12 protein-coding genes are annotated in these 12,659 nt (G+C 33.6%); 9 read left to right on the top strand and 3 right to left on the bottom strand.

Annotated elements, in window-relative coordinates; all coding sequences use genetic code 11:
- Positions 1-89 precede the first annotated feature (89 nt).
- Positions 90-2,510 (top strand): Na/Pi cotransporter family protein, encoded by a 2,421-nt coding sequence (locus tag DNU06_RS00900; RefSeq protein ID WP_233502913.1) that lies wholly within the window; start codon positions 90-92, stop codon positions 2,508-2,510.
- A 116-nt stretch (positions 2,511-2,626) separates the two neighbouring features.
- Entirely contained in the window at positions 2,627-3,079 is a 453-nt protein-coding gene (locus DNU06_RS00895) for an ATP-dependent zinc protease family protein (protein WP_111061323.1), read from the top strand.
- 82 nt (positions 3,080-3,161) lie between these two features.
- On the opposite strand, the gene DNU06_RS00890 is transcribed toward DNU06_RS00895, so the two are convergent.
- Positions 3,162-4,028, bottom strand: a complete 867-nt coding sequence (locus DNU06_RS00890) for a YkgJ family cysteine cluster protein (RefSeq protein WP_111061322.1) — start codon at positions 4,026-4,028, stop codon at positions 3,162-3,164.
- A gap of 387 nt (positions 4,029-4,415) precedes the next feature.
- Between DNU06_RS00890 and DNU06_RS00885 the strand changes: the two genes are divergently transcribed.
- Complete coding sequence (locus tag DNU06_RS00885; RefSeq protein ID WP_111061321.1) at positions 4,416-5,681, top strand: MFS transporter; 1,266 nt, start codon at positions 4,416-4,418, stop codon at positions 5,679-5,681.
- Between the two features lie 72 nt (positions 5,682-5,753).
- Here the strand turns inward: DNU06_RS00885 and DNU06_RS00880 are convergent, their stop codons facing one another.
- Positions 5,754-6,224, bottom strand: coding sequence for a hypothetical protein (locus DNU06_RS00880; RefSeq protein WP_111061320.1), 471 nt, complete (start codon positions 6,222-6,224; stop codon positions 5,754-5,756).
- A gap of 172 nt (positions 6,225-6,396) precedes the next feature.
- Here DNU06_RS00880 and DNU06_RS00875 point away from each other — a divergent pair, with 172 nt between their 5' ends.
- Together DNU06_RS00875 and DNU06_RS00870 are read left to right on the top strand one after the other, a co-directional pair.
- The gene (locus tag DNU06_RS00875) at positions 6,397-6,738 is read left to right on the top strand and encodes a hypothetical protein (protein ID WP_111061319.1); all 342 of its coding nucleotides are present in this window, start codon (positions 6,397-6,399) and stop codon (positions 6,736-6,738) included.
- Between the two features lie 181 nt (positions 6,739-6,919).
- On the top strand, positions 6,920-8,485 hold the full coding sequence (locus DNU06_RS00870) for a SulP family inorganic anion transporter (protein ID WP_233502911.1): 1,566 nt from the start codon (positions 6,920-6,922) through the stop codon (positions 8,483-8,485).
- A gap of 114 nt (positions 8,486-8,599) precedes the next feature.
- On the opposite strand, the gene DNU06_RS00865 is transcribed toward DNU06_RS00870, so the two are convergent.
- Positions 8,600-9,388, bottom strand: coding sequence for a hypothetical protein (locus DNU06_RS00865; protein WP_111061318.1), 789 nt, complete (start codon positions 9,386-9,388; stop codon positions 8,600-8,602).
- A 166-nt stretch (positions 9,389-9,554) separates the two neighbouring features.
- On the opposite strand from DNU06_RS00865, the gene DNU06_RS00860 reads away from it, so the two are divergent.
- The 4 genes from DNU06_RS00860 (at position 9,555) to DNU06_RS00845 (ending at position 12,652) form a co-directional block, all read left to right on the top strand.
- Positions 9,555-10,718 carry a hypothetical protein gene (locus tag DNU06_RS00860; RefSeq protein WP_111061317.1) on the top strand — a complete coding sequence of 388 codons (1,164 nt, stop codon included), beginning with the start codon at positions 9,555-9,557 and terminating at the stop codon, positions 10,716-10,718.
- 18 nt (positions 10,719-10,736) lie between these two features.
- Entirely contained in the window at positions 10,737-11,348 is a 612-nt protein-coding gene (locus tag DNU06_RS00855) for an RNA polymerase sigma factor (protein WP_111061316.1), read from the top strand.
- 2 nt (positions 11,349-11,350) lie between these two features.
- Positions 11,351-11,947 carry a hypothetical protein gene (locus DNU06_RS00850; protein WP_111061315.1) on the top strand — a complete coding sequence of 199 codons (597 nt, stop codon included), beginning with the start codon at positions 11,351-11,353 and terminating at the stop codon, positions 11,945-11,947.
- Positions 11,948-12,034: 87 nt separating this feature from the next.
- Positions 12,035-12,652: a DUF1684 domain-containing protein gene (locus tag DNU06_RS00845; protein ID WP_111061859.1), complete on the top strand. Its 618-nt coding sequence runs from the start codon at positions 12,035-12,037 to the stop codon at positions 12,650-12,652.
- Positions 12,653-12,659 lie beyond the last annotated feature (7 nt).

Below are 12,659 nucleotides of genomic sequence, written 5' to 3'. Positions count from 1 at the left end.
GATTCTTAACATAAGCTTAACATTAAAAAAAATAGTTAGCTTGCTCAAAGGTTTACTTTTGTCGCACTAAAATTAAAAATAAGATACAAATGAAACAAATGTTGTTTTCCCTGTTATTTGTTATTGGAATGATCGCAAATGCTAATTATGCTATTGCCGATACCACTGATGTAAATCAATCTTTAATAGTGCCTTCTAAAAATACGGTGCTATCCTCTTTTACTTATGATTTTACAAATTATACCGATTCTTTAACTTTAAAGGCATTTGGTAATGGTTCTCTAATTTTCACTTGGGAATCTGTTTCCCCTCAAGAAAAGTACATTGGGATAAAATTCAAGGAGCACAATACAGATAAACCATGGACGGAAAATATTGTAACTGCAGCATCTAAAAAAATGTTGGTAGAAGATATTGAGGAAAATATGGTACTTGATCTTTTAATTGGATCGGGAAATTCGGCGGGTAATATTGTATACGGAACAGAAATGGTACACGCTTCTACGCTTAGTGAAACGGTTTTTAAAAGTAACCAGTCAAAAGGAAAAGAAGAAGGTGCGAGTATTACTTGGGGGATTGAAAATGACTTATTACAAAAAATATTGACCATTTATCCTCAAACAAAATATGTATTAAAATACAATACAAAAATTGGTAAAAAACAAAATAAGTCTAATCCTGAAAAATCACCTTGGATAACGGAAGATGATATTTCCATTAATAAAGTTTCCTATAAAATAAAGGAATTAAGTGGCGGTGAAAGTTATGTGTATAAAATAGGTGTTGACACTGGAGAGAAGATAATTTGGGCGAAAGAAGGAAAGTTTACAGCAGAAAGAACTTGGGGTATTTTTAAACTACTCATATTAATTGGGGCTTTAGGTATGTTTATTTTCGGTATGAAAATAATGAGTGAAGGTTTACAACAGGCTGCCGGCTCAAGACTAAGAAACATGCTTGGGTCTATTACTTCTAACAGAATAAAAGGTGTCTTTACTGGGTTCGGTATTACTTCAGTGGTTCAATCTTCTTCGGTAACTACAGTAATGACAGTAAGTTTTGTAAATGCGGGATTAATGACTTTAAGACAGTCTGCAGGTGTGATGATGGGAGCAAATATTGGAACCACTATTACAGCTTGGCTAATTTTGTTGTTTGGCTTTAAAGTGAGTTTAGATTCTTATGCCTTTATTTTTATCGCTTTTGGTGCACCATTACTTTTCTTTTCAAAAGGTAAAGTAAAAGTTTGGGCAAATGTAATTATTGGTTTTTCTTTGTTATTTATGGGACTTGGTGCATTAAAAGATGCGGTGCCGACTTTAGGACCAGATTCTGCTATCGTTCAGTTTTTTGTCGATTTTAAAGATGTGTGGTATGGACCAGTAATGTTTGTTTTATTAGGTGCATTAGTTACCGTAGTTATTCAGTCTTCTTCCGCAGCCATGGCATTAACCATGACTTTAGTTGGTGGTGGTGTTATTCCTTTTGAGGTTGCCGCAGCCATGATTTTGGGAGAAAATATTGGTACCACTATTACTGCAGAGTTAGCCTCTTTAATTGGAAATGTACATGCCAAAAGATCGGCTAGAATTCACTCTTTATTTAACGTGATTGGAGTGACATGGGCCTTGCTACTGTTTCCTTATATTTTAAAAGGAATATCCTTATTTATTAATGGTGATCCTTATACGGATGGGTCAGCAGCGAATACAGGACTAGCAGTATTCCATACCGCTTTTAATTCCATGAATGTAATCTTGTTGCTGCCATTTGTGCCAAAGTTAGTTTCCTTAGCTGAACGAACTGTCAAGTCTAAAGGTGCGGCAGATGAAGAATTCCATTTAGATTATATTGGTACTGGGATGATGGGAACACCAGATTTATCTATTTTAGAAGCGAAGAAAGAAGTAGCGAAGTTTGGTCGAATTACTAGTCGAATGTCTTTATTCAATCAACAACTGTTAACAGAGCAGAACTCTAAAGTTAAAACTAAGTTATACCGTAAAATTAAGAAATACGAAGAAATTACGGATAGAGTGGAAGTGGAAGTAGCTAATTATTTAGCAAAGGTTTCTAAAGGAGAAATGACGGAAGATACGGCTAAGAAAGTGAGATCTATGAACAGCATAGTAAACGATTTAGAACGTATAGGGGATATCTTTTATCAAATTTCAAAAAGTATTGAAAGAAAAGAGGAGTTGAAGGCATGGTTTTTACCTGTGCAAAGAGCCAGTTTATTGAGAATGTTTAAACTCATTGATAATGCTTTTGAAATCATGTGCGAAAATTTAGATGCAGATTGGGATGGTGTTTCCTTAGAAGCAGCAAAAGAAGCGGAAGATTTAATCAATACCAAACGAAATAAAATGAAGGAAGAATATCTTTCAAACTTAAATGATAAAGATTTTAATTTAGAAAGTGGTATGATATTTAGCAACTTGTTTTCTTTATGTGAAAAAGCCGGAGATCATATTATTAATGTATCTGAAGCTGTAGTTGGAGAAATCTAAAAAAAGCGGAATTGTAATATTAGTTAAAACCTGCTTTTTTAAGCAGGTTTTTTATTTTTAGCTATACAATCGGTAATTTTTTAAACTACATTTGTAGCCCTTTTGGAGGAGTAAAAATGAAAGATAGGATTACGATAGGAAGAGTAGACAAGGTGGATTTTGTGGAACTCGGATTAGAAAATATTGATGTAAAAATGGATACAGGTGCATATACCTCAAGTATTCATTGTTCTAAAATTGAAGAACATATTTATGATGGTGTTCCTGTCATAGAATTTCAGTTGCTAGATGAATCATTCCCTGAACCACACGACCGTGTGCATAGGCTAACCCATTACCGTAAAAAAGATATAAAAAGTTCTTGTGGAACGGTGCAATCACGGTTTATTATTCAAACTGAAATAACTATGTTTGGTAAGGTGTTACCTATTGAGCTTTCCTTAACGGAAAGATGGGAAATGAAGTTTCCTATTTTAATTGGACGAAGTTTTTTAAACGGTAAATTTGTGGTGGATACTGCAAAAACAAATAGTTCTTATAAAGCTAAGCAGAAGCATGTGGCTAAATAAGTTTCTTTAAAATTAGATGAACCTTTCTCTGGCTTAATCTTAAATAATTAGTCTATTTGAAAATGATAAGGTTTTATGGTGCTTATTCTTGCGCACCAAAATTAACTGCGGTATCGGCCCAATAATTAGCGAGCTCTGTTGGGTTTGCTCCAATGCTTCTTGCCAAAAATAAAGCAAGTCCCATGACTAAAACTGCAGCCTCGTGCAGCTGCATATTCGTTTTTAATACTGAAAACTTGTCTTGAATGCTTATTTGTAATAGTTCAAAATGATTTTGAACAAAAGTATTTGGGTCATTTAAAGAGGAGGTTATTGCTGGCGTTAATAATATGTCCATCCAATTGGTGCCAATACGCTTAGCTAATTCACTGGCTGACTCTTTTCCCATTTTGCGCCATAGCGCCAATGTTTTTTTATCACCAGATTCTGCTAATCCTGTTTCTAATAGCAATTCAAAAGCAATGTCAGCAATGTTTTGCATGACTTCTAAATAGGCATCTTGTGCTTTTTCGTAAGGGGCTGTATTCTGCTCTTTAATGTAGGTTTGAACCGATAACTTGGGTAACTTTAAAACTTCCTTACAGCCATTTAGACAAGGGAATTCAGTACCTTGAAACATGTAGTGTGCTTTTTCATTTTGTATCTGTCTGCCTAAGGGAAATAATCTACAGGCTAATGGGCGACCAGCATGTAAACTACATCCAAAATTTTCGACGTATTGACTACATGCTTGCTTACCTAAACTGTTTTTCGGCCCGTTGAATTTTAATTGAATGCCTTCCATGTCACAGTATTCTGAGCGAAATTCTTTGCTTGAGATGTTTTTTGTTCTGGCCAAAGCATACAATTCCCATGGATTTAACATCACTACATTTCCATGACAACATGTTCCTTTTCGAGAACAGGTGAGTGGTAGTTGCTCGTCTAGTTTTAATTGGGTTGTTTGCATGTTTAGGGTTGCTTAATTTTTGTTGATTGTGCAATATAAGATATATTATCTCCCAATAAACAATGTGCGTGAATTCCTTTCAGGAACAAAAAAATGGATACCCTTTCCCGCTATTTGACTAAATTGAAGGTCGTCCATTTTTTCCCAACAGGTGGATCATTTTATTTTTATTATTTACTGAAATAGTATACAAACACTAAAAGATATAAAAGGAGAAATTTGTCTAAGTAGTACACTCGACTATATAAATTCTGTTTCTAATTAAAGGTAAATATTATCGTAAAATTCAAGTTAAATGAATAGAATATTTCATGGTTTCATTTGGATAAATTTGAGATAAGTTTAGATTTGTATCACATTTTAGTAAGCAGTAAAAAAAACCATAAAATGGCCAAAAAAGATCCATATGCAGCGCTTAGAATAAAGGAGTTTAAAGTGTTTTTATTATTGCGTTTTTTTTTAGTTTTTGGTTGGTCCATGCAGTTTATTGTCATAGAGTGGCAAGTATATGCGCTTACTAAAGACCCTTTGTCTTTAGGTATTATTGGTTTAATGGAAATTATACCAGCCTTGAGTATGGCTTTGTTAGCTGGTCATATTGTGGATCAAAAAGAAAAACGTAATCTATTGGCTATTTGTATTGCATTGTTTTCATTAATTAGCTTTGGATTATTTTTATTAACCTGGCCTAAAATAGTCGGCGGATGGTCTACGAATACCGTATTGTATAGCATATATGCCCTTGTTTTTTTTGGTGGTTTTTTGCGTTCCTTTTTCGGTCCAACTATTTTTTCTTTGTTGGCGTTAATTGTACCTAAAAAACTTTATCCAAATGCAGCTACATGGAATAGCTCTACTTGGCAAATGGCTTCTGTTTTAGGTTCCGCTTTTGCTGGCCTTTCTATCAATTGGATAGGAGTACATTGGTCTTTATGTATTATTTTTTCTTTTGTTGTCCTTGCATTTATCATTACTTTACAAGTGAAAAAGAAACCTATTTTAAATAATAAAATTGGAGAACCGGTGATGCAAAGTTTAAAAGCTGGCGTACAGTTTGTATTTAAAACAAAAGCTATTTTAGGCGCATTAACGCTCGATATGGTCGCTGTTTTGTTTGGTGGAGCAGTGATGCTTTTACCCATATACGCACAAGATATTTTAAAAGTAGGACCAGAGGGCTTTGGTTTATTAAGGGCTGCTCCTGCTGTTGGTGCATTCATTACTATGTTGATAACGGCCTATTTACCCATCAGTAAAAATGCAGGTATGAAGTTATTAATTGCCATTTTTGGCTTTGGGGTTTGTATTATTATTTTTGGTCTTTCCTCCATTTTCTGGGTTTCTGTTTTAGCCTTATTCTTTAGTGGGGTAACAGATGGTATTTCTATGGTAATTCGACAAACCATTTTGCAATTAAAAACTCCTGATGACATGCGGGGAAGGGTAGCTTCTGTAAACTCAATGTTCCTAGGTTCTTCTAATGAATTGGGAGCATTTGAAAGTGGGGTAACTGCCAAATTAATGGGGACAGTAACAGCGGTTGTGTTTGGTGGGACAATGACTTTAATTACTGTAATAACAGCAGGCCTTGTTTCACCTAGTTTTAGAAAATTAGATTTGCGTAAAGATGTGGAAGCGCATGAAAATAGTTGAATGTAATCGAATTTCTATTTGTTTATAGGTGTAATTGTTGCTGTATGCTAACGGCAATAGTAAAAATTAGGATTAGGCATTAATCTCTACAGCTAATTGTTTTTCTTCTTTTAATGCTTTCTTATCCATTTGTATACCGTATGCCATGCCAATCACCATTCCAATTGGAAGTCCAATACTAAAAAAGGCCATATTATGCAGTCCTAACCCAAATAAAATACCCAAAGGAATTCCGAATGCTGCCATGCCAACAGCTAGCCAAATATTTCTATAATGGTTAATGGGTACAAATTTATAGGTATGTAAAACCAATTTTAATATTTTCTGTTGTGCTTTTGCAATCTCCTTTATTAAAAGAGGATCCTTGTCTTTTATTGTGTTTAATCTTTCAATTTCTTTATTAATTTCTGTGCTAACTTCAATCGATATTTCTTTAATGCCAATGGCATATAGGATTTGCGCCAATTGGATATATTTTCGGTGTAAACGAGGTTGTTTAATTGTATCTGGTCTTTCTATTAGGACCATTAATTTACTTTGCATGCTTAAAGATAGATTTTGTTTTTCAATGGGCTTTTTTTAGTTTATATAAAATTTTAACTAAAGCCATCTAATCGGTTAATTAGCATAAAAATTAACAATAATTTGCGTTTGGAGCACGTTGAAAAGTCATATTTCTTATATTTTTGCAAGAAAGTGCAATGTCGGAGTTAAAATGGGTAATAGAAATGACATAATGGGTGAGAATAGGTTAATGCTACCAAAGCGTTTAATCTTGACTTACCTTTTGTATTTTTTTATCGCACAACCATTTATTTCTTTTGTATTTCCAGATTGGGGTAGGGGAGATCGTGTTTTTCAAATGGTGGAAGAAGAGGAAACCTTACAAAAAAGATTCGTAGAGGAAAGGGTAGGACTTGAAGTGCCAAGTCACATTTATTCATTTAGAAGTACACTCGAGACAGTATTAGAAAAATCAAATTATTTTTATTTGAATACCTTTTATCAAAGGGTAAATATCGAAGTTTTCAATCCACCACCAGAAAGTTTGGTTTAACACCATATTAAGTTTACTATTTTTCTTTACCGGAGTTTTTATATAATGGCTCACTGAAGTTTGTTCCTGCATCTATTAAAATTATTTGTGCAGTTCTATACTTTAAAAATAGTCTATCAAATTAGCATTACTTATTTTCAATCTGTCTTTTAGTCGATTGAATGCAATAATTTTTATCAAAATGAAACAAAATATTTTTAAACATATTAAATCTGATTTACCAGCGAGTATTGTGGTATTTCTAGTGGCCTTACCTCTTTGCCTGGGTATTGCTTTGGCTTCAGGAGCCCCATTATTTTCTGGGGTTATTTCGGGTATTATCGGTGGGGTAATGGTTGGGGCATTAAGTGGCTCTTCTTTGGGTGTTAGTGGTCCGGCTGCGGGACTTGCAGTAATTATATTAAATGGTATTACCGATCTGGGAGGATTTGATATCATACTTGTTGCAATTATGTTGGCAGGTATTATACAAGTGATCATGGGGTATGCCAAAGCAGGAGCCATTGCTAATTATTTTCCATCATCTGTCATCCACGGAATGTTAGCAGGAATTGGGATTTTGATATTTTTAAAGCAACTGCCACATGCAGTTGGCTATGATGCAGTTCCAGAAGGGGATGAAGCATTTCTTCAGCCTGATCACCAGAATACATTTTCTGAAATTTCAAACATGTTTAGTTATATCAGTCCTGGCATTGTCATAATTACTGCTATCTCTCTATTTATTTTAATTCTTTGGCAAAGTAAATTTATTCAAAAGAACAAAATTGCCGCTTTATTACCAGGCCCTTTATTAGCCGTTGTGGCCGGAATAACCTTAAACTTTGCATTTGCGAATTCAACAACACTCGCTGTAAGCGCAGAACATTTAGTTGCTTTACCTGTGTCCAGTTCAACTAGTAGTTTTTGGAGTAATTTCACCTTACCAAATTTTGCCGCATTAGGCCAAGTAGAAGTGTATACTACTGCTATTATTATTGCCGTAATTGCAAGTATTGAAACTTTATTATGTGTAGAGGCTTCCGACAAAATTGATCCAGATAAAAGAATTACACCTAAAAATAGAGAACTAAAAGCCCAAGGTATTGGAAACATTATCGCAGGATTAATTGGAGGACTACCCGTAACGCAAGTAATTGTTAGAAGTTCTGCAAACCAACAAGCTGGAGGGAAATCAAAACTTTCGACTATTTTTCATGGCCTACTTTTATTAATTTCCGTAATTGCTATTCCTACTTTATTAAACCAAATACCGTTGGCCACATTGGCCGCTATTTTATTGATTGTCGGTTTTAAACTAGCAAAGCCCGCTTTATTTAAAGAAATGTATGGGCAAGGAATGGGACAATTTATTCCTTTCTTCGTCACGGTGGTAAGTATTTTGTTAACTGATTTGTTGACTGGGATTTTACTCGGTTTATTAGTCGCGATAATCGTTATCATTATCAATAATTTCCGCACACCTTATGTGTTACAAGTCAAAAATGAAAATAATCAAAAGAAATACAGATTGGTATTGTCAGAAGATGTTTCTTTCTTAAATAAAGCTTCCATCTTAAAAATATTGGATAGAATACCTAAAGGGGAAGAGATTGAAATTGATACACGCCAGACGCGTTTCATGCATTATGATGTAAATGAAATTATAGAAAACTTTATCGAAAAGGCTGCAGAATTGGATATTAAAGTAAAGACGATTAGTCTGGAACATGCTATAAATAAAAAGAATATTCAAAAAGTAAACTAATAAAAAGTCTATACCAAATTGTGGCTGACTTTTAAAAAATATGAAGATATAAAAAAACCAGATGAATTATTCATCTGGTTTTTTTTGTAGGACTAGTCACTAGTCATTTAGATATTATTGAAAAGTAGCTTTTTTTTTGGTCAATTCACTTAAGCTTTCTTTTGCCTCCGATAATGCGGTGGTAGCAGTTGTTTTTGTTGTCATTAATTGCGTATTATTAGCCTCTAATTTTTCAATTGTTTTTTGGCTTTCCGCTATTCCTTTTCCTTGTTCTTCTATGGTGTTTTGTAACTTTCTAACTTTTTCTTCCGCTTTTAGTTTTTTCTTCTCAATCTTTTCAATTTTTACGGCTTCTTTACTTTTATCTTTGGCTACATCACTGATGTCGTCATTCACGTTTTCTAAAGCCTTATTGGCTTCATTCATTGCTTTTGTACTTGTTAAAATTTGCTTTTGTATTATTTCAGAATAATAATTTTTACCAAAGTCATTTACTGTTTTTATGGCAATTGCCGACTCTATTGGGTAAGCTTCTTGAGATACATAAATATCCGTACCATAACTCATAAAATAAGTCAACTCGTTACCTTCACTTGTTTCATTGCAAATGGCATAAATGTTAAAATGCTTGTCTGAAATGCTTGTATTCATTAAGTCTTCCCCTACAATTACAGCAGATTTTATTTTTACATCTAAACTTTTTTTACTTTCTAAGTAGGCTGCAAATGATTTTAATATATCTTTTGTGTCTCCATTAATTCCCATTGAATATCCTGTTCTTTCCACACCGTTTAAAACAACATTATTTTCTTTTACATTCACTTGATTAGGGATTTGAACTTCGTTTTGCGCATAAATTAAAGTGGAGATTAAAATGGCGCCTAATAGTAATACTTTTTTCATTTTCTTAATTTGGTTTATATTCTTTTGACGCAGGAATATTAGGCGGGTCACATTTAAATTAGATTATTTTTTAAAAAAAGTAATTTTTAATTGAACCTCGAGACAGTTATTTAGTATTACTTAAGAATCAAGAATAAAGTGCACTTTTTCTACAAAAAATTAAAAAATGAAAATTATAGGAATAATAGTAGGGTTGATCATTAGCTTGAGTTGTTCGGCACAGAAGCCGCAAAAGGTATATAGTATTACAAAAGAAATAAATGAGGTCAGCTGGTATCAAACACAATCAGATTTGTGGGAAAAGGAGATTAAAAAGAATAAAAAGAATGGAGAGGCTTGGTACAATTATTATGCGGCGAATAGAGCCCTAAGGAATATCTCGCATGATGATTCCTTGGCAAGAGACAAATATCAGAAACTAACCGCTCAAATAGCGATTGATGTTTATCAAACAATCCCCAATTCTTTTGAAGCCAATCATATTGTTTGGTGGGATGGATGGAGTGACCAAACCAAGCTTAAGTACCTCAAAAAGGCTTATGAGATTAATCCTTTGGATACAAGGACTTATGGTGATTTAATGACGCATTATGCAGTTCAATGCAATCAGCCTGAATTTGAGAAGTTCGCATTAATGGTTTATCAAGCGAACGATATGCCAGGAGGAACTTATAATTGGGCCTATAATTTATTGGCTGGGTTAGATGAAAATGCAATTGTATTTAGTGCTGGTGATAATGATACTTTTTTACCCTGGGTCATTCAAGTGGCAAAAGAGCATAGAAAAGATGTGACCGTGATTAATACAAGTTTGATTTTACTAGATGACTATAGAGAAAAAATATTTAATCAACTGAACATTGCGCCAATTGATTTGAAATTTGCAGATGTTAAAACTAAAGCAGGATATGATGCGTTAAATAAAAAGATAAGACAGGCTATTTTCGAGAAGCATGGCGAACGACCAATTTATGTCAGTGGGACAGCAATTCAACAATTTGAGGATGATTATTCAGACCAGCTTTATTTGACAGGATTGGCCTACAAATATGCATTAGAAAGTATAGACAATTTAGCGATCATTAAAAGGAATGTCGAGAAAAGATATCTTTTAGATGGTTTATTGGAACAATTTTCATTTCATCCTTTGGATAAAAAAACAAAACAGTTTAACGCCTTTTATTTACCGGCATTTATGAAATTATATTGTCATTATTATGAAAGCGAAGAATTGTTAAAAGCAGAACAACTGCGTAAACTAATGATTACTATTGCTAAAGGGACAGAGCAAGAAAGCGAAATTGAGGCATGGTTAAATGAAAAACCGTAATCGATAGCCCAGCGATAAATGAAATTATTTAAAACAGATATCACAAAATTGTCAGATGAGGCATTGATGAGTCGTTTGATTAAATCGAACGACTCCATTGCTTTGGCTGAGCTATATCAGCGTTATGGTAAAAAACTGTTGGGTTATTTTATCAATATGTTTAAGGGGGATGTTGCCTTGGCAGAAGATTTCCTACAGGATTTATTTGTGAAATTAATGGATAAAAAGCATCTATTCGATACTGAGAAAAAGTTTTATACTTGGGTGTTTACCATTGCGAGTAATATGTGTAAGACCCACTTCACAAAAATGAAACTACATTACGGAGAAGAAGAAATCATAGAAGGTTCAAAAGCATTTAATGAATGTGCAACAAACCTGCACAATGAGTTTGACAAGCAAGTATTTCGTTTGTTGCTAAAAGAGAAAATTGCAGGATTGAATTACGAGCATAAAGTAGTATTTGTCCTCAGGTACCATCAAACTTTTAGTTTGAAAGAAATAGCAACCATTACCGAAACAAATATAGGTACTGTGAAGTCGCGTTTATTTTATGCTACAAAGCAAATGGCGGCCGAATTAAAGGAGTTTGATCCAAAATTGGAAAGTAAATTATTCAAAATTAATTAGAGATGAAAAAGAAGGAAGCATTAGAAAGTTGGATAACTGATTTAATAGAGAATAAAGATTTTAATGAATTGTCTACGCTTGAACAAAATCATGTTTTGGAACATATTACGGCGGAAGATTATGCGCTTGAACGCGCTATCATTGTAGAATCAAAACAACTATTTTTGTTAGCAGATGATTATGAACCAAAACAGTGGTTAAACGAAAATAGAAGTGGCGGATTTTTATCCGCAACAATACCATTGTACCAAGCATTATTGGCAATAGCTGCTGTGTTTTTGCTCTTGTATATTGTGTTTCCGTTTACAAGGGTGGTAACTGAAGAAAATGGCAGTCATTTAACCGCTCAAGTCGATACATTATGGTTAGAAACTATTAGATATGATACCGTAGAAGTAGTGCTAGAAAAAGAGGTGGTGAAGGAAAAAATAGTTTACGTTAGTCAAGCTGCAGGTCAGGTAGGCAATAAAGAAAAACCACGTTTGTTTAATGTGCCACCAAGTAATTTTAAACCTGATTTAAATGCCATAAATTTTCCCAATAAAGGATTTTCCTTAAAAGATGATTCTATGCGGATTTCTCTACCGAATGTGAATTGAAATAAAAGGCTTTGTTATGTAGTATGTTCCTTTTGTTTTTAAGGAGAGTATCTGGTGGTGGAAGTATTTTTATTAACTTCGAAGCCTATGAAAACACTATTATTTCTAATCAGTCTATTGTTCTTTGTGATTCAAGGAAAGGATGAAAAAGTAAAATCAATTACAGAAATTCGTGATTTTCAAAAAGAATTGAATGTGCAATACAAAGATTCTGTAGCATCTCCATTGTTGGAAAAAGATAGACTTAAATTTAAAAAGCATCAATTTTTTAAGATAGATTTAGATTATAGAATCATGGCAAAACTGGAGCTGACGCCTTTGAGTGATACATTTGGCATGAAAACTTCTACAGCGCGTTTGCCTTTGTATCGAAAGTATGGTATCGCCAAATTTGAAGTTGAAGAACAGGTTTTCGAATTGAGTATTTTTCAAAACATCAAGTACTCCCAAATAGCAGAGTATAAAAACGGTTTGTTTCTATTGTTTAATGACGATACCAATGGTAAATCGACATATAATGGGGGGAGGTATATTGATTTAGAAATTCCTAAAGCCGATTCTATTCTAATTGATTTTAATCAGTCTTATAATCCATATTGTCATTATAACGATAGGTACAGCTGTCCCATTCCGCCCTCAGAAAATTATTTAAAAACAGAAATTAAAGCAGGGATAAAGAAATATAAACATGCTAAAAAGCATTGAGAAAATC

This window comes from Putridiphycobacter roseus (genome assembly GCF_003234935.1).
Taxonomy (GTDB): Bacteria; Bacteroidota; Bacteroidia; order Flavobacteriales_D; family Crocinitomicaceae; genus Putridiphycobacter; species Putridiphycobacter roseus.
The sequence above is the reverse complement of the archived record's forward strand: the minus strand, read 5'-3'. Positions and strand labels throughout refer to the sequence as shown.